17 protein-coding genes are annotated in these 25,326 nt (G+C 63.1%); 9 read left to right on the top strand and 8 right to left on the bottom strand.

Annotated features, from left to right (window positions below; all coding sequences use genetic code 11):
* Nucleotides 1-37 precede the first annotated feature (37 nt).
* The 3 genes from ABB29_RS04680 to ABB29_RS04670 all read left to right on the top strand — a co-directional run bounded on the left by ABB29_RS04680 (nucleotide 38) and on the right by ABB29_RS04670 (nucleotide 2,781).
* Nucleotides 38-925, top strand: coding sequence for a carbon-nitrogen hydrolase (locus tag ABB29_RS04680; RefSeq protein ID WP_057657443.1), 888 nt, complete (start codon nucleotides 38-40; stop codon nucleotides 923-925).
* Nucleotides 926-934: 9 nt separating this feature from the next.
* Nucleotides 935-1,456, top strand: a complete 522-nt coding sequence (locus tag ABB29_RS04675) for a GNAT family N-acetyltransferase (RefSeq protein WP_057657442.1) — start codon at nucleotides 935-937, stop codon at nucleotides 1,454-1,456.
* Nucleotides 1,457-1,548: 92 nt separating this feature from the next.
* Nucleotides 1,549-2,781, top strand: coding sequence for a TraB/GumN family protein (locus tag ABB29_RS04670; protein ID WP_057657441.1), 1,233 nt, complete (start codon nucleotides 1,549-1,551; stop codon nucleotides 2,779-2,781).
* Nucleotides 2,782-2,861: 80 nt separating this feature from the next.
* Here the strand turns inward: ABB29_RS04670 and ABB29_RS04665 are convergent, their stop codons facing one another.
* From ABB29_RS04665 to ABB29_RS04655, 3 genes are read right to left on the bottom strand one after another with little or no spacing between them, the layout of a single operon-like run.
* Entirely contained in the window at nucleotides 2,862-5,966 is a 3,105-nt protein-coding gene (locus ABB29_RS04665; RefSeq protein ID WP_057657440.1) for an efflux RND transporter permease subunit, read from the bottom strand.
* A gap of 1 nt (nucleotide 5,967) precedes the next feature.
* Complete coding sequence (locus tag ABB29_RS04660) at nucleotides 5,968-9,507, bottom strand: efflux RND transporter permease subunit (RefSeq protein ID WP_083487473.1); 3,540 nt, start codon at nucleotides 9,505-9,507, stop codon at nucleotides 5,968-5,970.
* The gene (locus ABB29_RS04655) at nucleotides 9,507-10,640 is read right to left on the bottom strand and encodes an efflux RND transporter periplasmic adaptor subunit (RefSeq protein ID WP_057657439.1); all 1,134 of its coding nucleotides are present in this window, start codon (nucleotides 10,638-10,640) and stop codon (nucleotides 9,507-9,509) included. Before ABB29_RS04655 ends, ABB29_RS04660 begins: the two co-directional genes overlap by 1 nt.
* A gap of 281 nt (nucleotides 10,641-10,921) precedes the next feature.
* Between ABB29_RS04655 and ABB29_RS04650 the strand changes: the two genes are divergently transcribed.
* Both ABB29_RS04650 and ABB29_RS04645 read left to right on the top strand, forming a co-directional pair.
* Nucleotides 10,922-11,302 carry a c-type cytochrome gene (locus ABB29_RS04650; RefSeq protein WP_057657541.1) on the top strand — a complete coding sequence of 127 codons (381 nt, stop codon included), beginning with the start codon at nucleotides 10,922-10,924 and terminating at the stop codon, nucleotides 11,300-11,302.
* Nucleotides 11,303-11,309: 7 nt separating this feature from the next.
* Nucleotides 11,310-11,765 carry a c-type cytochrome gene (locus ABB29_RS04645; RefSeq protein ID WP_057657438.1) on the top strand — a complete coding sequence of 152 codons (456 nt, stop codon included), beginning with the start codon at nucleotides 11,310-11,312 and terminating at the stop codon, nucleotides 11,763-11,765.
* A 242-nt stretch (nucleotides 11,766-12,007) separates the two neighbouring features.
* Here the strand turns inward: ABB29_RS04645 and ABB29_RS04640 are convergent, their stop codons facing one another.
* On the bottom strand, nucleotides 12,008-13,693 hold the full coding sequence (locus ABB29_RS04640; protein WP_057657437.1) for a hypothetical protein: 1,686 nt from the start codon (nucleotides 13,691-13,693) through the stop codon (nucleotides 12,008-12,010).
* A gap of 13 nt (nucleotides 13,694-13,706) precedes the next feature.
* A complete protein-coding gene (locus tag ABB29_RS04635) occupies nucleotides 13,707-14,303 on the bottom strand; it encodes an NfuA family Fe-S biogenesis protein (RefSeq protein WP_057657436.1) in 597 nt (198 codons plus the stop codon).
* Between the two features lie 85 nt (nucleotides 14,304-14,388).
* On the opposite strand from ABB29_RS04635, the gene ABB29_RS04630 reads away from it, so the two are divergent.
* Nucleotides 14,389-14,733, top strand: a complete 345-nt coding sequence (locus ABB29_RS04630) for a 4a-hydroxytetrahydrobiopterin dehydratase (RefSeq protein WP_057657435.1) — start codon at nucleotides 14,389-14,391, stop codon at nucleotides 14,731-14,733.
* Nucleotides 14,734-14,816: 83 nt separating this feature from the next.
* Nucleotides 14,817-15,236, top strand: a complete 420-nt coding sequence (locus tag ABB29_RS04625; RefSeq protein ID WP_057657434.1) for an energy transducer TonB — start codon at nucleotides 14,817-14,819, stop codon at nucleotides 15,234-15,236.
* A 27-nt stretch (nucleotides 15,237-15,263) separates the two neighbouring features.
* Here the strand turns inward: ABB29_RS04625 and ABB29_RS04620 are convergent, their stop codons facing one another.
* On the bottom strand, nucleotides 15,264-16,229 hold the full coding sequence (locus ABB29_RS04620; protein WP_057657433.1) for an RluA family pseudouridine synthase: 966 nt from the start codon (nucleotides 16,227-16,229) through the stop codon (nucleotides 15,264-15,266).
* A 444-nt stretch (nucleotides 16,230-16,673) separates the two neighbouring features.
* Between ABB29_RS04620 and ABB29_RS04615 the strand changes: the two genes are divergently transcribed.
* A complete protein-coding gene (locus tag ABB29_RS04615) occupies nucleotides 16,674-19,931 on the top strand; it encodes an Rne/Rng family ribonuclease (RefSeq protein ID WP_083487469.1) in 3,258 nt (1,085 codons plus the stop codon).
* An 84-nt stretch (nucleotides 19,932-20,015) separates the two neighbouring features.
* On the opposite strand, the gene ABB29_RS04610 is transcribed toward ABB29_RS04615, so the two are convergent.
* Entirely contained in the window at nucleotides 20,016-20,663 is a 648-nt protein-coding gene (locus tag ABB29_RS04610) for a response regulator (RefSeq protein ID WP_057657432.1), read from the bottom strand.
* Between the two features lie 203 nt (nucleotides 20,664-20,866).
* Here ABB29_RS04610 and ABB29_RS04605 point away from each other — a divergent pair, with 203 nt between their 5' ends.
* Complete coding sequence (locus ABB29_RS04605) at nucleotides 20,867-21,088, top strand: hypothetical protein (RefSeq protein WP_057657431.1); 222 nt, start codon at nucleotides 20,867-20,869, stop codon at nucleotides 21,086-21,088.
* Nucleotides 21,089-21,356: 268 nt separating this feature from the next.
* On the opposite strand, the gene ABB29_RS04600 is transcribed toward ABB29_RS04605, so the two are convergent.
* Complete coding sequence (locus ABB29_RS04600) at nucleotides 21,357-25,220, bottom strand: PIN domain-containing protein (RefSeq protein WP_057657430.1); 3,864 nt, start codon at nucleotides 25,218-25,220, stop codon at nucleotides 21,357-21,359.
* Nucleotides 25,221-25,326: the final 106 nt, after the last annotated feature.

Raw genomic sequence — 25,326 nt, 5'->3', positions numbered from 1 at the left:
TGCGCATTCTCTGCTAACGCCCCGAATGCCGACGATCATGAGCCGCAAAACCACCCTGCCCGTTGCCCTCATCCAGGAAAACAACCACGGTGACGCCGACGCCAACCTGAGCATCATCGAATCGCGCGTTGCCGAAGCAGCCAAACGCGGCGCCAAACTGGTCCTGCTGCAGGAACTGCATAACGGCCAGTACTTCTGCCAGCATGAAAGCGTCGCCGAATTCGATCTGGCCGAACCGATACCGGGGCCAAGCACGCAGCGACTGTCGGCATTGGCCAGGCAGCATGGCGTGGTGCTGGTCAGCTCGCTGTTCGAGCGCCGCGCGGCGGGGCTTTACCACAACACCGCCGTGGTATTCGAGGCCGATGGCAGCATCGCCGGCAAGTATCGCAAGATGCATATTCCGGACGATCCGGGCTTCTACGAAAAATTCTATTTCACCCCCGGCGACATCGGCTTCACTCCCATCGACACTTCCGTGGGCCGACTGGGCGTGCTGGTGTGCTGGGACCAGTGGTATCCGGAAGCCGCACGGCTGATGGCGCTGGCCGGCGCCGACCTGTTGCTGTACCCGACCGCGATTGGCTGGGACCCGGACGATGACCAGGCCGAGCAGAACCGCCAGCGCGATGCGTGGATCCTCAGTCACCGTGGCCATGCCGTGGCCAATGGCCTGCCGGTACTCAGCTGCAATCGCGTCGGCCATGAACCTTCACCGATGGGCGCCTCCGGCATCCGCTTCTGGGGCAACAGCCACGTGCTGGGACCGCAGGGCGAGTTCCTCGCCGAAGCCGGTGGCGAAGCAGAAATCCTCAGCGTCGAGATCGACATGGCGCGCAGCGAAGACGTGCGCCGGATCTGGCCGTTCCTGCGCGACCGGCGCATCGACGCTTATGGCGACCTTCTGAAACGCTACATCGACTGAGACCTGCGCTTGGACCTGATCATCCGTGACGCCACGATGGCCGACATGGCGGCCATCACCGGACTCTATGCCATCGAAGTCCGCGACCACGTCGCCACCTACGAATACGACGTACCCGATGAAGCGGAAATGGCACAGCGCCTGCGCGAGATCACCGCTGCCGGTTATCCCTACGTGGTCGCCGAGGTGGCCGGCCAGTTCGCCGGCTATGCCTACGCCAGCAGTTACCGCAGCCGCGCCGGCTATCGCTGGACGGTCGAGGATACGGTCTACATCGCGCCGCAGTTCAAGGGCCGCGGCATCGGCAAGGCATTGCTGCAACACCTGATCGATGCCTGCACCGCCAAGGGTTACCGGCAGATGGTGGCGGTCATCGGCGAACCTGGCAACGGCGCCTCGGTGGCCCTGCACGAGCGCCTCGGCTTTATCACCGTCGGCATCTTCAAGGGCCTGGGCCGCAAGCACGGGCGCTGGCTGGACACGGTGCAGATGCAACGCCCGCTGGGCGACGGCGACGGCTCGCCGGTCTGACTCCATCCACCGCATGGCCGATGCTGGCTTGTATGTCCGCGCCACGGCCCAATATTGTCTGATTGACTCGCGTTTTAGCTACCGGAACCCTGATGACCGACATCGTTACCCAACCCCCTGCTGTCGACTGGCTGCAACAACCGCATGAGGTCATCGAGCGTGACGGCGTCCGTTTCACCCTCCTCGGTACCGCGCATGTTTCCAAAGCCAGTGTCGAGGCGGTCAAGGCCGCGGTAGCCAGCGGCCAGTACGACAGCGTCGCGGTGGAACTGGATGCAGGCCGCATGCAGTCGCTGACCGATCCCGATGCGCTGGCCAAACTGGATATCGTCAAGGTGTTGCGCGAAGGCAAGACCCATCTGTTCGCCGCCAACCTGGCATTGGCTGCCTATCAGCGCCGACTGGCCGAGCAACTGGACGTCGAACCCGGCGCCGAACTGAAGGCCGGCGCGCTGGATGCGCAGGCAATGGGCCTGCCGGTGCACCTGATCGATCGCGAGGTCGGCCTGACTTTCAAGCGCGCGTTGAAGCGGCTGAGCTGGTGGGGTCGTGCCAAGATCAGCGCCGGCATCATGATGGCGATGCTGGATGACGAAGAAGTCGCCGACGACGAAATCGAAAAGCTCAAGCAGGGCGATATGCTGGAATCCAGCTTTGGCGAATTCGCCGCGCAGAGCCCTGCACTGTACGAAACCATCATCGCCGAGCGCGATCAATACATGGCGACCCGCCTGCGCCAGGTTGCGCGGGACAGCCACGGCGATGGCCCGCGCGAGGTACTGGCGGTGGTTGGCGCCGGCCACCTGCAGGGCCTGGCCCGGCATCTGCGCGAAGACATATCGGACCCGGCCCGGCAGCTTGCCGATCTCGAATACATCCCCGAGAAACGCGGCCTGCCATGGTTCACCATCGCCCTGACCGCATTCGTGGTCGGTGGCTTTGCCTGGGGCTTCTATCGCGGCGGTGTCGACGTCGGCTCGGATCTCATCGTGCAATGGGTGCTCGCGACCGGTGGACTGGGGGCGCTGGGCTGTGCGCTGGCCGGTGGCCATCCGTTGAGCATCCTGGCGGCATTCATCTCCTCGCCGTTGACGCCATTGCACCCGGCACTCGCCTCCGGCACGGTCAGCGGGCTGGTTGAAGCCAGCCTGCGCAAGCCGACGTATGCCGACTTCATGGCTCTGCGCCAGGACGTGCAAAGCGTGAAAGGCTGGTGGACCAATCGGGTCGCGCGCATCCTGCTCAACTTCTTCCTGACCAGCCTCGGCACGGCCATTGGCGTCTGGACCGGCGGCCTGCGCATGCTGGGCAAGCTGTTCGGCTGATTACGAAATAGTGCGTGGCGCGTGAAAAGAAAGGGCCGGAATCATCCGGCCCTTTCTGCTTTCCGGCATTTGATCCGCGCTCAGCGGGCGATGGATCGGGCCGAAGCGATGGCTTCGCCCTGCCCACGCTTGCCGCGTGCCCGCGCTATCAGCCGTGAGGTGGTGCCCCGCAGATCATCCAGCATGGCGTAGATGGTCGGCAGGAACAGCAGGCTGACTACGGTCGAGAACGCCAGTCCACCGGCAATCGCGCGCGCCATCGGGTAATACGAGATCTCATCGTTGTCGCCACCAGTCGAAAGTGCAATCGGCACCATCGCCAGGATCGCCGTACCCATCGTCATCATGATCGGCCGCAATCGTTCACGACTGCCCTCCACCAGCGCATCGGTACGTGACATGCCGCGCCGGCGCAGGTTGTTGATGTGTTCGATCATCACGATGCCGTTGTTCACCACCACTCCCATCAGCACCAGAATGCCGATGAACGCCATGATGTTGAACTCGGTGCCGGTCAGCCAGAACAGCCAGAACACCCCGAATATCGAGAACAGCACGCCGCTCATGATCGCCGACGGGAACAGCAGCGACTCGAACACCGCCGCCATCACCACGTATACCATCACCAGCGCGATCATCAGGTTGAAGATCATCTGCGAGAACATCTCCGCTTCGTCGAAGAACTCGATCGAATCGAAGGTGTAACCATACCCGGCTGGATAGGAGACCGCTTTCAAAGCGTCCTCCATCGCCTTGCGTGCCTCGGGCATGGTGGTCTTGCCGTCAGGCGTGGCTTCAATCTCCAGTGCCGTCTGCCGGTTGATGCGACTGACCTGGGTCGCCGCAGGCACGACACTGACATTGACCATCGACAACAGCGGCACACTGCGGCCATCGGCGGTGCGCACGGTCATCGATTGCAGGTCTTTTTCCGAATACTCCTCGGCTCCTTCAAAACGCGCCCAGACCGGTACCTCGGTGTCACCTCGCCTGAAGTCGCGCAGCTGCGCACCACGCAGGGCCAGGCCGACAAACTGGGACACTTCCTGCGAATTGAAACCGAATGCGGCCGCGCGCGCCCGGTCCACCCGTATCTGCAACTCGCTGCCGCGATCGCCGACATCGATGTGTACGTCGCGCAGTTCCTTGCGCTTGGAAAGCCCGGGCAGGATGTCCTTGGCCAGATCGTTCAACGTCTGGGTGGAATCACCGACCAGCCGCACCGACACCGTCTTTGGCGCACCACCGCCACCGCCGCCACCGCCGAAACCGACCGTGACGCGGGCACGCGCCGATTTCGGCATGTCCTTGCTGATCGCGTCTTCCAGCTCTTTGGTACTGCCTTCGTAGCTGTCATTGAAGGTCACGCGGGTACCGGCGCCTCCTTCCTCCTCACTGAAGTACGAATAGATCTGCGCGATCTGGAAGCGCTTGCGATTGGCGTTCAGATAGTCCTCCACCCGCAGGACTTCGTCCGACATCTGTTCCAGGCTGTAGCTGCCATTCCACTGGTAGTTGATCCCGGTTTCATTGCCACTGCCGCCACCAAACATGTTCTGTTTGGTATGCATGACCGGGAAGATACTGCAGGCGATGATCAGCAGAATGCCCATCACGCTCAGACCGCGGTGTTCCAGCGTCCAGCGCAACAATCTGGCGTAGCGGGTCTGCAGGCGGCGGATGAAGGTATCGCCACGGTCGATGCCCGGAGGCGTGCGCAGCCGCGCCGACAGCATCGGAATCAGGCTGATGGCCACCAGCCATGACGCCAGCAACGATACCGAGATCGTCACCGCGATCTGCGACAGATAGATCGCCAGCACGTTGCGCTCGCCAAACAGGTTGGGGATGAACACGATGCAATGGCACAAGGTGCCGGCCGATAGCGCAATGGCGACGTGCTTGGTGCCCAGTATCGACGCCAGTCGCGGATTGCCCGGGTTGCGCTCGCGCTCCTGGTAGATGCTTTCCACCACCACCACCGCGTTGTCGACCAGCATGCCGACCGCCAGCAGAAGACCCATCATCGACAGGATATTGAGAGTGACGCCGGCAAAATACATGAAGCCCAGGGTCATCACGAAGCAGATCGGAATCGCCAATGACACCATCAGCGTCGACGCCCAGTGGCGCAGGAAGAAGAACAGCACGATCACCGACAGCAGCAAGCCAATCGCGCCTGCCTCGGCCAGTTCCAGCAGGGAGCTGGTGACGCTTTTGCCCTGGTTCTCGATGATCTTGACCTGGATACCCTTCAGCGCCGGCTCTTTCTGGATATTCTCGACTTCCTGCAAGGTGCTCCTGGCTACCTCGACCAGGTTGGCGCTGCGTTCCTTGAATACGTCCAGTCCGACCGCCGGCACGCCATCCAGACGCCGGGCGAACTGCATGCGTGCTGGTTTGAGCCGGATCTCGGCGATGTCCGACAGTCGCGTCCCCTTCTGGTCGATGACCAGTGAGCGGAACTGCTGCAGATCGGTGATCTCACCCAGCGGCTGCACGCGCAGCTTCTGCCCGGCATCGGTGATTTCGCCGGCGGATACCGAAAAGTTCAGCGATTGCAGCCGCTCGGTCAGCGTGTTGAGGCTGATGTCATGCGCGACCAACCGGTCCGAATCCAACGCGATCTCGACCTCATTGGGTGTCGCGCCCGACACTTCGACCTTGGCCACGCCGGCGATGCGCTCCAGCCTTCGCTTCATCTCCCGGTCGATCAGCTCATAGGATTTCGCCAGGTTGGTGCTGTTGCTGGCCAGGCGGATACGCAACACCGGCTGGTCGCTTGAGCTGAAGTTGCCGACGAATACCCGCCGTATCTCATCCGGCAGCTGGTCGCGGATGGCGTCGATCTTCTCGCGTGCCTCCGACGCGGCAATCGAGACATTGCGCTCCCAGTCTGAAAAGAACAGCACCACATTGGCACCGTCGGCACTGGCGGTACCCTGCATGTTCTTGACCCCGGGCATCGTGGCCAAGGCCTCTTCGGTCGGCCGCAATACCGTGCGTTCCACTTCCTCGGGCGTCGATCCCTGGTAGGGCAGATTGACGAAGATCACCGGGAACGAAACATCGGGGAACGCCTCCAGCGGCAACCGCAACGAGGCAATCGCGCCAATCACCACCAGCGACACGAAGAACATGATGGTGGTGACCGGGCGCTTGATGCTGAACTGGGCAACGCTCATGTCAATGCTCCATGCCCGGTGTGCCGGTGTGACCAGGCGCGCGGTTGTCGTAAGCATCCTCCTCGTCAACCAGCTCGGCCTCATCGGCCAGCACGCGCCGCGCACGCTCGCGATAGTGCTCGTCCGGTCGACGATCCAGCAGGTCATACACCACCGGAATCACCACCAGCGTCAGCAGGGTCGACACCAGCAGGCCGCCAATCACGGTGATGGCCATCGGTGAGCGCACTTCCGCGCCCTCGCCCATTGCCACCGCCAGCGGCAGGAAGCCGAACAGCGTGCACAAGGTGGTCATGATGATCGGACGCAGGCGTGAGCGTGCGCCCTCAATCAGTGCCTCCCGCTTCGCCACCCCGGCTTCGCGCAGCTGGTTGACCTTGTCGATCAGGATGATGGCGTTCTTGGTCACCAGCCCGACCAGCAGGATCAGGCCGATGAACACCACCACCGAAACCGGTGAGTTGGTCAGCAGCAGCGCCAGCACCGCGCCGACCAGGGCCAGCGGGATGGTGAACAGGATGACGAACGGATGCAGCAACGACTCGAACTGCGAAGCCATCACCAGATAGACCAGGAAGATCGCCAGGCCGAAAGCGAACAGCAAAGACTTGACTGAATCCTTCAATTCCTCGCCCTGGCCGCCGATGTGCATGCCTACGCCAGCGGCCAGCGGATCCTTGCTGACCATGTCCTCGACTTCGCGCACCGCGCTGCCCAGATCGATGTCGCGCAGGTTGGCCGACACCACTGCCACCCGCACCTGGTCGGTGCGATGGATCTCGCTGGGACCGGTGGTGGCGACGATATTGGCAACGGCTTCCAGCGTTACCGGCCGCGCATTGCCCGGATTGATGATCAGGTTGCGGATGCTCTCGATGCTGTCGCGGTCATTTTCACGGGCGCGCACCAGCACGTCGATCTTGCGGTCGCGGAAGCTGTAACGGGTCGCCACGTCACCCCTCACCTTGTTGACCACCACATCGGCAATCTGCCGCGTGGTCAGGCCGAGTGCGCTGGCCCGTTCCTGATCGAAGCGGATCTGGATTTCCGGGAATCCCTCTTCCACCGTCGATTTGACGTCGGCGTAGTGCGGGTTCTTGCGCAGCATCGCCGCCAGTTTGCGTCCAGCCTGTTCGATGGTCGCCAGATCCTGTCCACGCAGTTCCACTTCCAGCGGCGTCGAGAAACTGAACAGCTCCGGCCGGCTGAAGTCGACCTGCGCCGCCGGGAATTCCTTCATCGTGCCGCGCAGGCGCTCGGTCTCGCTGGCTTCCAGTTCGTCGCTGCCACCCCCGGCCATGACCACGGTCAATTTGCCAATGTTCTCGCCGCTTTCGGTCGGGCTGGCATCGAGCCGGGTGCCGCTGCCACTGACGCCGTACAAGGCATGGATGCCTTCGTCCTTGCCATGCACCTGTTGCAGCCTGCGAACGACATCATCGGTTTCGCTCAACGGCGTGCCCGGCGGCAGCTTGACCGTCATCTCGAAGCGATCCTGGGCCAGCTGCGGAATCAGGTCCGCACCCAGCAGCGGTACCACCAGTACCGTCGCCACGAATGCAGCGCCAGCAAATCCCAGCACCAGCCACGGCCGCTTGAGCGAGGCAGGCAACAGCTTCAGATAGCCACGCTCGGCACGGCCATACGGCGCCATCGCCAGGTCACTGGCTTTGCGCATGACCGGGCCGATGACCGCCACCAGTCCACGCCAGACTTTCACCACCAGCCATGACAGGCCGAAGAAGGTACCGCGGGTGGCCATGCCGACACCACGACCGGTCGCGGCGATGGGCTTCAGTGGCTTGGCGTCGGGACGCCATTGCGGATGCGCCGGTTCATCGGGGAATGCCAGCGGCGGGCGACCTTTCAGCGAACTCAGCATCGGGATCAGCGTCATTGCCACCACCAGCGAGATGGCGATGGCGATGGCCACCGTCAATGCCTGGTCGCGGAACAACTGGCCCGCGATGCCCTCGACGAAGACCAGCGGCAGGAACACCGCGATCGTGGTCAGCGTCGATGCCACCACCGCCATGCTTACTTCGCGGGTACCGACGATCGCCGCCTGCAGGATGCCCAGCCCGCGCTCGCGCGCCTTGGCGATGCTTTCCAGCACCACGATCGAATCGTCCACCACCAGGCCGGTGGCCAATGCCAGACCGCCCAGCGACATCACGTTCAAGCTCAGGTCCATCTGGCCCATGAAGAAGAACGTGGTGATGATCGAGACCGGCAGCGACAGGCTGATGACGAAGGTGCTCCAGCCATCGCGCAGGAACAGGAAAATGATCAGGATTGCCAGCAGGCCACCGATGATCGCGTCCTTCTTGACGTCGCTGATGGCGTGTTCGATGAAGACCGACTGGTCCTCGATCGTGGTCACCTCCACGTCCGGCGGAATCTGGGTCTTGATCTTCTCCAGCGCGGCCTTCAACGCAGCCGCGGTGGACACGGTATTGGCATCGCCTTCCTTGTAGATCGCCAGCTCCACCGCTTCCTTGCCGCCGAGGCGGATGATCGCCTCGCGTTCCTTGTAACCCTGGCGTACGTCGGCCACGTCTTTCAGCCGCACCGGCATGCCGCCGGCAATCGCCGTTGATGACCCCGAAGACGCACTCTGCGCGGCGGCCGCGGCGGCCATTGTCGCTGCGTCACCACTGGACGCCGCCAGCGCGGCCACCTGCGCCGCGGCACTGGCGGCATCATTGCCGCCGCTGCTCTGGGTGGTCACCAGCATGTTGCGGATTTCGTCCAGGTCGGCGAACTGGTTGACCGTGCGGACCAGGTAACGTTGTGAACCTTCCTCCAGCCGGCCGCCGGAAATATTGATGTTCTCCTGCTGCAGGCGATTGATGATGTTTTCGATCGGCAAGTGCAGCTGGGCCAGTTTCTGCTGATCGATGTCGACCTGGATTTCGTCTTCCAGGCCACCGCCGACCTTGACCGCGGCCACGCCTTCAACCGGCTCCAGCTTCTTCTTCAGATCATCATCAGCGTAGCGGCGCAGTCCGGTCAGCTCGCGGATCGCGTCGGCATCACTGGCCGGCTTGCCCTTGCTGGACAGCGCCAACCGGATGATCGGCTGGGTCGACGGATTGAAGCGCAGCAGCACCGGCGCCTTGGCCTCCAGCGGCAGCGACAGCACTTCCATCTTGTCGCGCACTTCCAGGCTGGCCTGGTCCATGTCGGTGCCCCAAGCAAACTCGAGCACCACGTCGCTCTGGCCGGTACGTGATACCGACTTCAGCTTGCGCAGGTTCTTGACCACGCCGACGGCTTCTTCCACCGGTTCGGAAATCAGGGTTTCGATTTCCGCTGGCGCCGCGCCGGTGTACTCGGTGCGCACGGTCAGCGTGGGATAGCTGAGATCGGGCAGCAGGTTGACCTTCAGGCTGCCCAGGGCGATGAAGCCGAACAGCAGCATGGTCACGGTGATCATGGCGATGGTCACCCGCCGGCGGGTCGAAAACTCCACCAGCCCCCCGCCCATCAATGTCGCCGCGCCTGATTTCTTGCCGGAACCCCCTTCAGGCGCGCTCATTATTTCTTGCCTTTCTTGTCGTCCGCGGCCTTGGCCACGGCCTTCGGTTCGGGGTCACCGATGACCTGCACGTCGGTACCGTCGCGCAGCGCCACCTTGCCGGCGGTCACTACCCGTTCGCCCGGTTTGAGGCCTTCGCGGATTTCCAGCCATTCGCCGTCGGCGTAGCCGACCTTGACCGGCACCCGCACGGCCTTGCCCTTGCGGACCACGAACACCGCCGGGTCGCCGTCATCCAGCAAGGCGATACGCGGTACCACCAAAGCATCGGCGCGCTTGTCATAATCGATGCTGATGCGGCCGAACATGCCCGGCTGCAATGCCGCCGCCTGGCCACCATCAAACGCACAGATGACGCGGAAGGTACCGCTGCCGGCATCGACCACCGGGGCAATGCGATCAACCACGCCGTCGAACGTCTTGCCCGGCAACGCATCGACCCGCAGTGCGACCGGCTGGCCTTCCTTCAACGTGGCCAGCTCGCGCTCGGGCACATTGAGGGTCGCCTCCAGCCGCGAGTTGTCGACGATGCGGAAAATCGGCGTGTTGATCTGGACGAAATTGCCGGTCTTGATCGAGCGCGAGGCGACCACGCCTGAGATCGGCGCGACCACATTGGTGTACGACAGTTCCAGCGTTGCCAGACGATACTGCGCACGCGCGTTCTCGAGGTTGAATTTGATCTCGTCGACGTCATTGGCGCTGATCATCTGCTGGCCGACCAGCTTCTGCGCACGCTGGTAATTGTTTTCCAGCTTGCGCATCTGCGCTTCGGCCTGGGCCACGGTCAGTCGCGGGCGGTCCGGATCCAGCCGTACCAGCGTCTGCCCGGCCTTGACCACCTGCCCTTCCTCGACCAGCACCGCCAGCGCAACGCCGGAGGTCTTGGCGACGACCTGCGACTCGGCCAGCGGCTCCAGTGCCGCGGTGCCGGTGTAGCTGGCGGCGACCGGGCGATGGGTGGCGGCCACGGCTTCCACCGGCACGGCTTCGACCGCATCGGGAGCCTTGGCATTGGCTTCTTCGGCCGGGCCACCGCCCTTGCAGCCGGCAGCCAGCAATACCGCCAGCAGCAGGGGCACGGTGGAACTACGCAGAATCAAACGTCCTGTGGATATGCGCGGGTGCGACATGGGTGGGGTCCGTGGGTTGGTTGTTTAGGTGTTGTATCAAAGTATATCACCCGGTCCGGGCCGCCATGCGCCGAAGGTCATGATGACCTTGGGAATAGACCCATGGTGACGACGGCAATGTGCCGGCCTCCGGATGACGACCCGCCGCGTCCGCCGTCGTCGGCGTCGCACCCAACATGAACGAGGATGGCGGCTCCGTGAATGCGTCGCTATACTTGCCGCAGCCAAGCGCCACGGTTGGACGTGGTGCGCGCCTTCAGAGAGTTCCGGATTACGACATGATGCGACCGCTTCCGCTCGCCGCTTGCCTTGCTTTGGCCGCCTTCGCCCCGATCGCCGCCTCCACCGCCCAGGAAACCGCCGCCGCGCCCGCAGCGCAGCCCGCTCCGACCGCCACCGCTGCTGCCATCGTCGGCAATCCGGAAACCGGCAAGACCCTGACCTATACCTGCCAGGGTTGCCACGGCGTCACCGGTTACAAGAACGCCTATCCCAACTTCCACGTGCCGCGCATCGGTGGCCAGTCGGCCGACTACCTGACCCATGCGCTGCTCGAGTACAAGAACGGCAACCGCAAGCACCCGACCATGCAGGCGCAGGCCCAGAGCTTCTCTGAGCAGGACATCGCCGACATCGCCGCCTTCCTTTCAACCGTCAAGTAATCCACTCATGCCCAACGCCAAGCACGCCCAGCGTCTAGCCATCGCCCTGTTCGCTGCCCTCGCCCTGGTGGCATGTTCCAAAGTGGAAACCACCGAGACCGCCGCCGAGAATCCCGGCCACGCCAGCGGTGAACACGGCTCCAGTTCATCGGCCGGCCTGCCTGCCGGCAGCATCGCCAACGGCGAGAAACTGGCCAGTGCCAAGGGCGCGGCCACCGGCCAGAGCTGCGTCGACTGCCACGGTGCCGAAGGCAAGGCCCCGATTGATTCGACCTACCCGCAGCTGGGTGGCCAGTACGCCGACTACCTGGCCCATGCGCTGCAGGCCTATCGTGGCGGCGACCGCCAGCATGCGCTGATGTCGCCGCAGGCCGCCAACCTGAGCGACCAGGACATTTCCGACCTGGCCGCCTACTTCGGCTCCCGCGAAACCGAACTGCGCGATCTGCACGGCGTGCACTGACCGCCAGTCCTGCACGTCCATGTGAAGAAAAACGGAGCCTGACGGCTCCGTTTTTTTTGCCTTCTCTCGCGAAGCGAGGCAGCAACCACCGGACTGCGCTCGCGCCGCCCGGCATGACCGGCATCAAGCGATGGGATCAGCCCTGAGCGAAGTGGTGCAGGCTCCATTCCACCCGGGCAATAACCCTGCATGTCGGCTGCAGCAGCAGCCCGGCAGGCCGGGCGTGATCGCAACGAAAAGCGCTAAGAATCAGTCGGAATCGGCGTGCGCTTGGTCGGTATTTCCGGCGGCGGGCGCGCCTGCGCGGGTTGTTCGTTGAGGTTGGGATCGCTGATGCCGCATCCACCGCCCAGTTGCAGCAGCGAAATATCGCAGGAAATCTTCTTGCTGGTGCCGGGGATCGGTATCTCCAGTTTCTTGATCCCGCGGCGTACCCATTCGGCCAGAATCGAATCGTTCGGCGCCCAGTATTTATCGAACAGGGTCGGCTGGTAATCCGACGGTGGCCGCTTCAGCCAGGTACCGGACTGCTCGATGCGTTCCAGCGTCCACTGATCGTTGGCGCCACCCGGCGCACCGCGGTCACCCGGCTCATCGCCCTGGCTGCTGGCCTGCCCGGGCAAGCGCACGCTGCCGTCGGCATTGAACAGCCCGGCGGTCTTGCCGGCGTTGGCACCACTGTCACCGGCCTGGTTGCGATCCGCGGCACCCCAGTCATCACCACGCCGTGGGGTGCTCCAGCCACCGTCATTGGCGCGCCTGGCCGGTCCGGCCGCACGGTTGTCGCTCGGCACGCTGGCTGGCGGTCGACTGGCAGTGCTGCTGGCCGGCGACGTCGATGTGACGGCCGGCGCAGGCGCGGCCGGGGTGGGTGTTGGCGCCGGTGGCGCGCTCGGTTCGGTTTGCGCGGGTGGCGCAGCCGGGGTGGGAATGCTTGCCTCGCGTACGCTCAACTCGGGCGACGGCAAGGTCGGCGCCTGTACGCTCGGCGTCTGCACGTCCACCCGTGGCACCGCCGGCAATGGCGCGCTGATCTCGCGCTGCCTCACCTCGGGCAACGGACGCGCCAGTGTCGGACTGGCAATCGCGGTGGCCGGCGTCGGTGTCGCCAGCTGCGGCGCCTGCAGCACTTCAATGCTGCGTTCGGGCACCGCCAGCGCGCGCGGCTGGATCTCCGGCGCGGTCACCTCGCCGGCTGGCTGCGGCGCGGTCAGCACGAATTCCCGGGTTGGCTGCGGTACTTCGGTGACCTGCAATACCTGCCGGGCCGGTGGCGTGGAAGGCTCGGGCACGGCGCGTTCGGGCACGTTCAATGCCGCCTCGGGCACCGTCACCGGCGGCGGCGATGCCAACTCGGGGGTGGTGATGGTCGGCGGCGCCACCGGTGCGCTCGCCAGCGCTGCCTGGGCCGGTGCCGGCGGGTTCTGCCGGGGCTGTGGCACGGCGGCGGTCGCGGTCGGCGGGGCCGGTTCGCCGCCACCGCCGGTGTATTCCGGGGTGCCGTTGCCGACGTACTGCACCTGTACGCGGCTGCTGTCACCGGCATCGCGCGCAGGCGGCGGCAGTCGCACCGCAGCGAACAGGATCAGGAACAGTACGAACAGCACGTGCACCAGCCCGCTGACGCTGCCGGCAAACCAGCGCAGGCCACGCTCCTCGCGCAGCGGCGGTTCCCAGCCCTGGTGCAGCAACGAGCGCCATGCCTGCCAGGTACTCAGCGCCGGGAGGATGGTCCCTGCTGGCCGCGGTGGCCGCATCGCCAGCTCGCCGACCACGGCATTGGCACGCTCGCGGGTAATCGGACCCAGTCGCTGCGGCAGCGCCCGCAACCACAGGCCCCAGCCGTAGGACAGGCCGGTCTGCCGCTCCAGCATGGGCGCAGGCCGGCGCGGCAACAGTTCGCGGATGATCTCGGTGGCGGTCGTCACCGGAGGCGAGGCGTCAGGCGGCGGTATCGCGTGGGATGTAAGGCGCCTGGCCGGTGTCGTGGTCGGTGGCGTCACGCACCGCCGTCACTCCCGGTACCCGCGACAGCAGGGTCTTTTCGATGCCCTGCTTCAAGGTCACGTCGGCCATGCCGCAACCGTGGCAGCCGCCGCCGAAACGCAGCAGCACGACGCCGTCGGAGGTCACCTCCTGCACCGACACCTGGCCTTTGTGCTGGGCCAGCTGTGGATTGATTTCGTTACTGACCACCCAGCGCACGCGTTCGACCAGCGAGGCCGATTCGGCTGGCGCCTGGCCTTTGATTTTGGGTGCCTTGATCGTCAGCTGGCTGCCGGTGCCCTGGCTGACGTAGTCGATTTCGGCGCCATCCAGCCAGGCCACGCTGTTGGCATCGACATAGATGGTGAAGCCTTCGCAGTCCACCGCCCATTCGTCACCGGCCAGATCCGCCGGTTCGGCGAACTCCAGGCGCGCATCGGCGCGCGCGGTGCCGGCGTCGACCGCACTCAGGCGCACACCCAGGCCGGGCAATGCCTCACGTTCGATCAGTTTGCGAAAATGCTGCTGGGCGCTGTCGGATATCTGGATCATGCGGGTATTCTAGCGTTCTGGATGTACTGATGCGCATTTGCTGGCAACGCAGGATATCCCCCGACCCGCGCTGCAGGAGACCACCATGAACGACCTCATTCCACTGGTACAGGCCCGTTGCCTGCCGGTAAGTGGCCACGAACACCGGCTGGGACAGGCCCGCATCGGCGAATTGCTGCCGCAGGTGCCCGGCTGGGAACTGGCCGAGAACGGCCATGCACTCTGCAAGACCTTTCATTTCGATAACTATTACCTGACCATGGCCTTCGTCAACGCGCTGGCATACATGGCCCACGCTCAGGATCACCATCCTGATCTCGGCGTCCACTACAACCGGGTGGTGGTGCGCTATTCCACCCACGATGTTGGCGGCTTGAGCGAGAACGACTTCATCTGCGCGGCAAAGGCCCAGGCGCTGATCAGCGAATGAGCCGACGCGTCGACAGGCAACATGGAGATCTCATGGACACCCTATCCATTGCAACATCAACAAACCACGCAGGCGCCGCGACCGTGACCGGTAGCCGGCTGGCGTGGTTGGGCCTGATTGCCGCGACGGCGGCGCTGGCCGCCTGTGGCGAACCGGCACCGCCGGCCGAGCCGGTGGCCGCGCCGACCGAACTGGCCGCGCTGGATACGCCACCGCCGGTGTATCCGTTACGCCTGGCCTGTGACGGCGTTGGCGGCACCACGACGTTGTCGGTGACCGTTGGCAGTGAAGGCAAGCCGACCCATGTCGCCCGCGTTGCCGGCAGCGGCAGCGAAACCCTGGATCAGGCCGCCATGGAAGCGGTCAAGGGCTGGCAGTTCAAGGCCGCCACCCGCAATGGCCAGGCGGTCCCGCAGACCATCCAGGTGCCGGTGACGTTCACCCCGCCGCAGCCACGCCCGGACGAGTGCTTCGCGCTGGACGCCGGACGCTCTTCCAGCTGATCGTTGCCGCGTCGGAGTTGGTGGCGCTCAGCCCAGCCGGTTCAGCGCCGCGCCCAGTTCCTCGGCCAGCGGCGCGTTGAGCAGGTACGGTGACTTGCCGCCGTCGAGGGCGAATTCCAGTGATGCCGCATGCAGGAACAGGCGCTTGAGCCCGGCCTGTTCGCGCAGGCGCTTGTTGACCGCGGGGTCACCATATTTGTCGTCCCCCGCCACCGGATGACCGATGTGCTGGGCGTGCACGCGAATCTGATGGGTGCGACCGGTCTCGATCCGCACTTCGCAATAGGAATGCCCGCCGCGCCGCTCCAGCACCTGGAAATGGCTGAGCGAGGCTTTGCCGATGGCGTTGACCTGTACGTGGCGTTCGCCGCCCTGGCGCAAGCCCACGTGCAGCGGCGCGTCCACCGTCATCACCCCGTCCGGCATGCGTCCGGCCAGCAGGGTCAGGTAGCGCTTCTGGATGCCACCCTCCTCGCGCATCAACGCCTGCAGTTCGGTCAGCGCCGAGCGCTTCTTGGCCATGATCAGCAGGCCCGAGGTATCCCGGTCCAGCCGATGGACCAGTTCCAGGTTCTGGTTCGGGCGCAGCACGCGCATGGTCTCGATGGCGCCATGGCTGATGCCGCTGCCGCCGTGGCTGGCCACGCCTGAAGGCTTGTTCAGCACCAGCAGGCGCGCATCCTCGAACACGATGGCCGCCTCCATCCGCTCGAGGAAGGCCTGCGGCGGCGGGGTCTTGTCTCCCTCTTCATGGAGACTGACCGGCGGGATACGCACCTCCTCGCCGCCCTCCAGCTTGCGCTCGGCCTTGGCCCGGCCGCCGTTGACCCGCACCTGGCCACTGCGGACCAGCTTGTAGACCAGGCTGCGCGGCGCGCCCTTGAGCTGGCCGAGCAGGAAATTGTCCAGCCGCTGGCCGGCCCGGTCCTCGGGAACGACGACCATGCGGACAGCGGTTTTGTTACCGGCGGGCGGTGCTTTGGGGGCAGTCATGTGTCACTTTATTCTGATACACTCGCCGAGCGAGATAAGGGTTTGATTTCGCTGGGAGTTATACAACCCGCTTTAACGGGGTTGTGGGCCAGAAGCCCAGCTTTCCGCGATTCCGGTGCAGTGCGCGACCACCGCCTCAGGGGCGGCCATGTTAGCGGCTAACCGGCAGGCCCGGATACCGCCCAGTGTGTCAGACGCTGGAGCTGAACATGTCCCGCGTGGCGCATCCGGCAACGGACGCGGCCACCGGCCCGTAGCATTTTAATTTGTAACAAGCGCTCCCGCGGCCTGCCGTGGTGTTGCAGCGCTGGACAACCAACTGGCCTGCTGCGCTTGCGCAGGGGCAAAACAGCTCTTACGTGGAGCTGCCTCTCACGAGGGAGTGGTGCCAGAGGCGAAACGCCATGGCGTTCCGCGCGGTAGAAGCGCGCGAGGAACGCAAACATGAAACGCATGTTGATCAATGCGACGCAGGAAGAAGAACTGCGCGTAGCCATTGTTGACGGTCAGAACCTGTACGACATCGATATCGAACAGCCGTCAAAGGAACAGAAGAAGTCCAACATCTACAAGGGCCGGATTACCCGCCTTGAACCATCGCTCGAAGCGGCATTCGTTGAATACGGTGCCGAACGCCACGGCTTCCTGCCGCTGAAGGAAATCTCCCGCGACTATTACCAGGCCGGGGTCGACCACAACAAGGCCGGCCTGCGCGAGCTGTTGCGCGAAGGCCAGGAAGTGGTGGTCCAAGTCGACAAGGACGAACGCGGCAACAAGGGCGCGGCGCTGACCACGTTCATCTCGCTGGCCGGCCGCTACATGGTGCTGATGCCCAATTCGCCCACCGCCGGTGGCGTATCGCGGCGCATCGAAGGCGACGATCGTGCTGCCCTCAAGCAGGCCATGGACGCACTGACCATTCCCGATGACATGGGCGTCATCATCCGCACCGCCGGCGTCGGCCGCGATGCCGAAGAGCTGCAATGGGATCTGGATTACCTGCTGCAGGTCTGGAAGGCGATTGCCGAAGCGGCGCTGGTCAAGCCGGCACCGTTCCTGCTGTACCAGGAATCCCGCCTGATCGTGCGTGCCCTGCGCGACTACCTGCGCTCGGACGTCGGTGAAATCCTGGTCGATACCGAAGAACTCCATGAAACCGCCCGCGAGTTCATGGAACAGGTGATGCCGCACAACCTGCGCAAGCTCAAGCATTACAAAGACGACATCCCGCTGTTCAACCGCTTCCAGATCGAATCGCAGATCGAAGGCGCCTACGAACGCAACGTGCGTCTGCCGTCCGGCGGCTCGATTGTCGTCGACCAGACCGAAGCGCTGACCGCGATCGACGTCAACTCGGCACGCGCGACCAAGGGTGGCGACATCGAAGAGACCGCCTTCCACACCAACCTGGAAGCCGCCGACGAGGTTGCCCGCCAGCTGCGCCTGCGTGACCTGGGCGGCCTGGTGGTCATCGACTTCATCGACATGTCCTCCAACAAGCACCAGCGCGAAGTCGAGAACCGCCTGCAGAACGCGCTCAAGTACGACCGCGCGCGCGTGCAGCTGGGCCGCATCTCGCGCTTCGGCCTGATGGAAATGAGCCGCCAGCGGCTGCGTCCGTCGCTGGGCGAATCCAGCCAGATCGTCTGCCCGCGCTGCGATGGCCATGGCCGCATGCGCAGCGTCGAGTCGCTGTCGCTGTCGATCATCCGCGTCGCCGAAGAACACGCGATGAAGGAAAACACCGGACAGGTGCTGGTACAGGCGCCGGTGGAGATCGCCAACTTCCTGCTCAACGAGAAGCGCGGCGCGCTGCGTGAAATCGAAAAGCGCCATGAAGCGCCCATCGTCATCGTCGCCGATGAAGCCCTGCACACGCCGCACTACGAAGTCACCCGCGTCCGCGAGAACGAACTGGGCGAAGAATCCAGCCGCCCCAGCTACCAGCGTGGCACGCCGCGCAAGTTGCCGGTGCACGCGCTGACCAAGGCCCAGCTCAACATCCCGCCGGCACCGGCAGTGACCCAGGTCAAGCACTCCTCGCCTGCCCCGCTGCGCGAACCGCGCGAAGTCGCGCCAGCGCCAGCACCAGCACCGGTCGCGGCTGCGCCGATCGCCGCTCCAGTCAGCGGTGGCGTCATCGGTTGGTTCAAGCGTCTGCTTGGCGGCGCCGAAAGCCCGGCTCCGCAATCGGCTAACCAGCGCGGCCAGCAGGATGCGCGCAATCGCAACGAGCGCTCTGACCGCGGCGGCAATGGCCGTCGCGACGGTCGCAACGAGCGCGGTGAACGCAACGATCGTGGCGATCGCAACAAGACACGTGGCGGCAATGCCGGCAAGCCCGAAGGCCGTCGCGATGAGCGCGGCAGCAAGCAGGCCGACAGCCAGAACGCCAACGCCGCCCAGCAGAAGCCGCCGCGCAACGAGCCCAAGCAGGGCCAGGCCAAGGCCGCCAAGCCGCCGCGTCAGCCGCGCAACGCCGACGCAACCAGCCAGAAAGCGCCGCAGCCCGGCCGCCAGCCGCGCCAGAACGAGGCCAAGCTGGATGAAACCAGCGCCGTCGAAACCACGGCTGCGTTGGCAACCGCCGCCGCTGCGGTCGTCGCCCCCGGCCAGGAAGAAAAAACCGCACCGATCGCCGCCACCGAAAGCCAGGAAACGGCCAAGGCCGCGACCGCTGCCGGTGATGAGGCCCAGGAAGGCAACAACGCCGATAACGGCAGCGGCGAAGGTACCGGTCGCCGCCGTCGCGGTCGTCGCGGTGGCCGTCGTCGTCGTCGCGGCAACGCCGAGAACAGCGGCAATGGCGAGAATGACAACGATAGCGACAACGACCTGCCGGAAGATGAAAACAAGGTGGCGGTCAGCCGTTCCCAGCCCGAGTTCGATTTCGACGACGAGGCGGTGAACGCCAACACCGGCAACCCGCCGCGCAATCCCCGCCCGCGTGCACCGCGTGCGGACAACGCCGAGACCGCGCAGCACGGCGAACGCAAGCTGTCCGCTGACAAGCAGGAGCAGGCACAGCCCGTGCAGCCCGCCGAAGCAGCACCGGCGCAAGCGGCTGCCACGCAACGCCAGGATGCCGCCCCCGCCAACGACAAGCCGATGGCTGCCGCAGCAGCGGCAGTGGCTTCGGTCGCGGTCGTGGCGAAACCGGTTGAGGCCTCGTTGTCACCGTCGCAGAAGCAGCAGATTGCCGACAGCGTGCAATCCGAAGCGGCAGCGATTGCCCCGGTGGTCGAAACCGCCACCGCGGCTGCGGTGAGTGAAGTCGCGCCGGTGCAACAGGCGGCGTTGGCCGACATGCAGGACGCAGCGTCGACCACCGGTCAGGCGGCGGTCGTGCCTGACGTCGTGGCCCCGCAGGCGGCTCCGGCTGCTGCTGCGGAGGCTCCTGCTCCGGCTGCTCCGGCTGCTCCGGCTGTTCCGGCTCCGGCAGCTCCGGCAGCTCCGGCAGCTCCGGCAGCTCCGGCAGCTCCGGCGACTCCGGCGGCGGCGCGCGGCACCACCGGTTCGCTGTTCTTCGTCGCCGATGTCGACACCCCGGCCTCGGTGACCCGCAGCCTGTTCGAGCCGGTCATGCCCAAGCCGCAACCGGTCATCGAGGTTGATGCTGACGCCGAATCGGAAGACGAGGTCGATGCCAGCCAGCCCGTGCAGGCCGCCAAGCCCCCGCTTGAAGGCAACAGCGAGCGCTGACGCACCCCGCGTCCACCAAGCAGAACGGCCGCAATGCGGCCGTTTTGTTTTTGTGCGGTGCTCTCCGGCTGGACCGGGTGGGATCTACAACGAACGGAACGGGTCCAGCAGCCCGTACTGCGCCGCCAGCCGCGCCAATGCAATCGTGTCGTTGACACCGGTCTTGTCGAACAGGCGGGTCTTGTGGGTGCTGACCGTCTTGGCGCTCAGGCTCAGTCGTTTGGCGATATCGTCCTGGCGCAGTCCCTGCACCATCAGCATCGCCACTTCCAGCTCACGCGGCGACAGCGCATCGAATGGTGAGCCCTCGCCGCCCATGCTCGACAGCGCCAGGTTCTGCGCCACGTTGGCGCCCAGATAGCGCTTGCCGCGGGCCACGTCGCGCACCGCACGGACCAGTTCTTCGGCGTCTCCGGCCTTGCCGATGTAGCCGGAAGCACCGGCTTCCAGCAGACGCTTGGGCAACGGGCCATCTTCCAGCACTGACACGATGATGACCCGGCATTCGTTGCCGCCGTGGACGATGCGTTCAGTCACTTCCAGCCCGCTGTAGCCAGGCAGATGCAGGTCACACAGCACCACGTCCGGCCGTAGCTGGCGGATCAGCGGCAGTGCTTCCTCGCCGCTGTCGGCTTCGCCAACCACCTCGATATCCATTTCCTTGGCCAGGATCATCTTCATGCCGGCGCGAACCAATGCATGATCGTCGACCAGGAAAACCTTGATTGTCATACCTGCCTGTTCCCCGAGCGGATGCTCGCCCGCCAGCGTATTCCGGGGCCCTCGACCCCGCAACTAACATTTTGTCTAGATCGCCGCTGAACGGCGTGTCCGCAGCACACCGTGGTGGCGGCGCCGGCCCGCCTTTGCACGGAAGCCTCACGCCCCGCTGGGTAGGGTGAGCCAACGATGGCAAGAGGGAACGACGCCCAGTGATGACCTTCGACCTGCCCCATCTCCCCGCCGCGGATGGGACGTACCAGTTGTCCATCAACGAATCGGCACCGTTGCACTTCCCCACCCCTGGCGCGGCGCTGAGCTACGCCGTCAAACTCGCCCAGCAACGCGAGCAGCAGGGGCTCGGCTACGCCATCAATGTCGAAGGCGGCGACGGCAAATGGCGCCTGTTCCAGGGAATGATGCGGCGGACGGCTTGAGGGGTGGAGTGCGCTGTGACAGCAGTACCTGATCGAACGAGTTGCCGTAAAGACGAAGCCCGCTTGCCACTCTTACACACCTCCGTGATTGTCGTAATGTACGACTTGGAGATGTCTAGTGAACCCGGGGCGATTCACTTGTCATTGCCGTTGGACCGGCACCGTAACGCGGTAGGGCGCCGCTGGGAGCGCACGCACAACTTGGTCGCCACAGGGGTACCGGCGAGCCTGCGCTAAACGCCCAATGGCCGCTAGCGTGGCCTGCGTCCTACTTGGCCCTTCTTTCTAGAAGGCCTCCAAACCTACGCCGATCACGCGAATTCAATCGACGTCCATTTCTGCCAAAACACCTTTGCAGCAGAACAGCAAGAGCGTCTTTGACCGCACCCTCTGAATCTGGCCTGTCGCTTACGAGAACATCGTAGACGAGCTTGCTGTAATCCCCAACAATGCCCGGCGGCAATGTGGTCATGGCCGCCCGCAGGAATTCGGCTGCCACTTTAACCGCCGAAATGAAGTCAATTGACGGCCGTCTAAATGTCTCCAGTGCCGCGCGGGCATCACCCGAGACCTTAGATACATCCTGGTTGGCCAGAAGCAAAAGGTCCTCCGCCCTAACGCTGACGAAATCATGATTTCGCTGGATTTTTTCGGCAACAACCTTGGCGTACTTCCCCTTTGCCAGCATCCCTCGTCCACATGCAACCAGAAAAATAGGCTGCAAACATATTGTGCTCTTCAACCCTAACGCAGGCGCAAAAAGACGCAGCCCTCCATCTTCTGTCACTAAAACCGCATCTCGCTCGATGCACAAATAAATCGCATCGATAGTTTGCGCGTCTAGCAATTGCGAAGCCTTATGAAGTTCTTCACTTATAACTTCCGGCCCAACTGTCGGACACACCTCGCAGCTATCGATATTTGCAAGAATTGAATGCAGCAAAACATTTCGCTGCTTATGGAATGTCGACGTAATCTCAGTAACACTCAGGCGGCCACCCTGCTCGCCTACTGTGGCCACAGGTTGTTGCTTGTCAGCTAGCTGAATTATGTTGACAAGATCATCTCGTGCACTTTGAGGGATAAGCGGCTGCCCGATCAGCCTAACAACATCCTCAAAGAGGCCATGTCGTGTTAACTCGACTATTGCCACAAGGTCAAGGACGAATCGCCTCTGGCCGGCCTCGAGCAGCGAAATTGCAGCGTCACGTTCTTCATGCGTGCCGATACCGACAAAGAAGCTTGCTTCGGTGTACGGCCAATCTAAGACAAGAGTGACGATGTCAGTCCCTATCAATCCAGCCAGACAACATATGGGGAATCGATGTTCTCGATAGCTAGCGAATGCCCAGTCAATCGCCTCACGACGCCCGCGAGCAGTATTCGCTATCGCGTCAAGGTTTAACTCACCGTCCTCCTTATAGGCCTTGAAGCTCCACAAAGGCCCTTCAGGCGAGACCGAGGCCTGAATTCGCTCATGCGCCTTATCCGCCGCGAACGCAAAAATAGACTTAAACTCTGCGATCTCGACTTCTTGCCTAATCACTCCACGATCGAGCAAAAGCCTTTCGCCGCGCTTCCGACCAATTATTTGTTGAGCCATTCTCGAGTCTGGTGACACCAACTCGGGCCAACTACCTGAAGGCACCCTTCCCTCATCAATTGCAACCCACCAAGCATCCGACTCGTCACGCAATAGCACAGCCACGCCCGGAGCTACTTGCAGTGGAGTCGCCAGCTCAGGAGCTACTGGAGCCAATAGCAGTTGACTGAGATAATAGCCCGCAACCTTGGTACTGTCGGAATTTTCGCGATAAACACGATACAGACGCCGAACTGCGAGCGAATAAAGGCCCACTCCCGCTTGATGCTTTGCAAATTCAAACTCGTCCTCCGGCTTCGCAGAAGAAAACCGCGGATCACTTTCTAGATACGCACGCAGAGCACTGTGGTCATTGACCCTGTAGAGCGCCCCCGCAAAAGCGACCCCGATATCTGCAGCATCAGGAACGCGCTCATTCTCTACCGCCAGCAGTTCGCGCAGTCGCGGCCAGTCGGCCATGCGCCTCGCAAGATTGCACTCAATACGGCGAACCGCAGGTACCTGTCTATCCGCAGGCGGCATTTTTTCAAGTATGGATTTCGCCTTGCGGCGTTGGTCAGTCTCAATCAAACAAATGAGCAGTCGGATCGTAAGCTCATCCGCGCCCGGATATACAACCAGTCGCTCATAAAGAGCTCCGGCCATACCATGCTTATCGAGCCGGTATAGCTGGTCCGCAACCTGCAACAATTCGAACGGCGACCCATCGCTTTCAACCTGACGCACACACGCCACGGCTTGGGATACCGCCTCATCCTTCAGCTCCTTCCTAACCAGGAATTGGCTAAGCATAACTCTCGCCATCACATGGTCTGGCTGAGCCCCCAAGTATTCGTTTAGGGACGCCAGAGCCTTATCTCGCTCCCCCGATGACCACACAGCCTGAAACGACAGAACCCGAAGGTCGCGCAGTCTCTTCTCGTCAGCCTCAACCTTTTCGACACAGGCTTGGATAGACTCGTGCCACGTGCAATTCCCCGTTCTGGCTGAAACCTCAGCAAGGATTGCCAGCACTGGCATAGTCAACTGGACCAATCGCTCATCGGTCAAGCTATGGATTGCAGCTATATCACCGTCTTCATCGAGCTGTGATAGGCGAATCCGCAACAAGCCTTCTGAAAGCGGATGCCTGGACAGGAAGATCGCAGCTATCGACTGCGCGCGCTTATCTTGTCCCAACAGCCAGAGCGCAATAGCAACGTTGCTGGTCATTTCCAGCGACGTAGATTCCGACTGGATAGAGGAAAGTGTCTGCTCTAATGGCTCTAAGCGATCAATCGCCTCATTCAGACCACTACGCTGCTCGGAACTCAAGTGCGAATGCCCCGCATGCACTGATTCTTGCGTGGCCCACGAGAGCGCCTCTACAAGGAGGGCGCGCTTTGCCTCAAACGATCCACCATCCGTGTCTAAACATAGGCGTAGCAACTCTAGCGCACCTGCAAAATCCCCCCGCTTGCTAGCCAGCCTCGCGCGGGAAAAAAGCAGATCGGGTGAATCACGGACACCATCGGGAACGCCAGCTTCAGGACTCTCATTTCCAAGCGCGTGCTGCGCATGCAGCCAGAGCGACCACAAGTAATGACTGTCGGGAAATATCTCCAGACCGTTATTGCAAGCCTCAAGCGCCGCCGCATAGTCCCTTTTAAGGAGCAGCGCATGTGCCCGATTGGAAAGCGCCTTTTCATTATCTTTGGCCAACTCAAATGCACGGAGGTAGCCTTCAGCGGCCTCCGCCGTGTTTCCCTCCTCAAGTTCAATGGAGGCCAAGTTGGTGTGCCAGCGAAATTTTGAAAATTGGTCTTTAAACTTCGAAGGTTCTCCCAGCTTGCTGAGGAGTTTCCTTGCATCCTTCGTTCTTCCTTCACGGAGGCGGTCCCGCACGAAATCCAGTGTAGCCACAACCGCAGGGTCTGCCTCATCACCTTTGGCGTCCGGAACGGGTAGCGCTCGACTCAGCGCGAACTCGGTTTTGATTAGCGAGATGACTTCTTCGTGCGAATTTCCGCTCGATGCATGCATTTCACGCACGATCTCGAGCGTTTCTGCAGCCGTCTCTTTAATCGTAACGAGGGCACCACCCGGAAAGTTCGTAATGAACGCCCGGCCAACTTCTGGATGCATTTGAAGGTGACAACAGATGTCACCCCAAAAATCCACCGAGACAGTGAAGCGACCATCTGCACGGCGCTTCTCACTCAGCTCGAACACCTCTCTTACGACCTTCGAATCGTTGGGAGCCGTTGTCGCGAATTTTAGATGCCCGAGCGCTAGGCCAGCAGCCTCAGCCTTATGGATATCGTCCGCAACTGTCTTTAGCGTGAAGGACTTCTTGTTGTAGTGCTTACACTGAAGTCCGATCTGCATCTGGCGATAAGTGCCTATGATGTCTACGCCGAATTGGGCTTGGCCCGATCTGCCGACTCTGGCGCACCCGACGTCTTCCCATATGCGCCGATAAAGCTGGTGGCACATGGCTTCGAAGGCATCCTCCGATTCCGGCTTTAGAAGTTCATTGCTGACCGCCATCTGACGCTTCTGTAAGTCCCCTGAAGGCAGTTTGCCTTATACGAAGTCCCTATCTCATAGCTTGCAACAAGCGCTTACTATGGGCTTACGACGTCCGCCTGCGAAG

The organism is Pseudoxanthomonas dokdonensis (assembly GCF_001431405.1).
In the GTDB taxonomy this organism is placed as follows: domain Bacteria; phylum Pseudomonadota; class Gammaproteobacteria; order Xanthomonadales; family Xanthomonadaceae; genus Pseudoxanthomonas_A; species Pseudoxanthomonas_A dokdonensis.
The sequence above is the reverse complement of the archived record's forward strand: the minus strand, read 5'-3'. Positions and strand labels throughout refer to the sequence as shown.

Coding starts and splice junctions, on each gene's coding strand:
- ABB29_RS04665 (WP_057657440.1), bottom strand. CDS start 5,966: ATGAGCGTTGCCCAGTTCAGCATCAAGCGCCCGGTCACCACCATCATG.
- ABB29_RS04630 (WP_057657435.1), top strand. CDS start 14,389: ATGAACGACCTCATTCCACTGGTACAGGCCCGTTGCCTGCCGGTAAGT.
- ABB29_RS04600 (WP_057657430.1), bottom strand. CDS start 25,220: ATGGCGGTCAGCAATGAACTTCTAAAGCCGGAATCGGAGGATGCCTTC.
- ABB29_RS04645 (WP_057657438.1), top strand. CDS start 11,310: ATGCCCAACGCCAAGCACGCCCAGCGTCTAGCCATCGCCCTGTTCGCT.
- ABB29_RS04655 (WP_057657439.1), bottom strand. CDS start 10,640: ATGTCGCACCCGCGCATATCCACAGGACGTTTGATTCTGCGTAGTTCC.
- ABB29_RS04660 (WP_083487473.1), bottom strand. CDS start 9,507: ATGAGCGCGCCTGAAGGGGGTTCCGGCAAGAAATCAGGCGCGGCGACA.
- ABB29_RS04620 (WP_057657433.1), bottom strand. CDS start 16,229: ATGACTGCCCCCAAAGCACCGCCCGCCGGTAACAAAACCGCTGTCCGC.
- ABB29_RS04635 (WP_057657436.1), bottom strand. CDS start 14,303: ATGATCCAGATATCCGACAGCGCCCAGCAGCATTTTCGCAAACTGATC.
- ABB29_RS04615 (WP_083487469.1), top strand. CDS start 16,674: ATGAAACGCATGTTGATCAATGCGACGCAGGAAGAAGAACTGCGCGTA.
- ABB29_RS04605 (WP_057657431.1), top strand. CDS start 20,867: ATGACCTTCGACCTGCCCCATCTCCCCGCCGCGGATGGGACGTACCAG.
- ABB29_RS04650 (WP_057657541.1), top strand. CDS start 10,922: ATGCGACCGCTTCCGCTCGCCGCTTGCCTTGCTTTGGCCGCCTTCGCC.
- ABB29_RS04680 (WP_057657443.1), top strand. CDS start 38: ATGAGCCGCAAAACCACCCTGCCCGTTGCCCTCATCCAGGAAAACAAC.
- ABB29_RS04670 (WP_057657441.1), top strand. CDS start 1,549: ATGACCGACATCGTTACCCAACCCCCTGCTGTCGACTGGCTGCAACAA.
- ABB29_RS04610 (WP_057657432.1), bottom strand. CDS start 20,663: ATGACAATCAAGGTTTTCCTGGTCGACGATCATGCATTGGTTCGCGCC.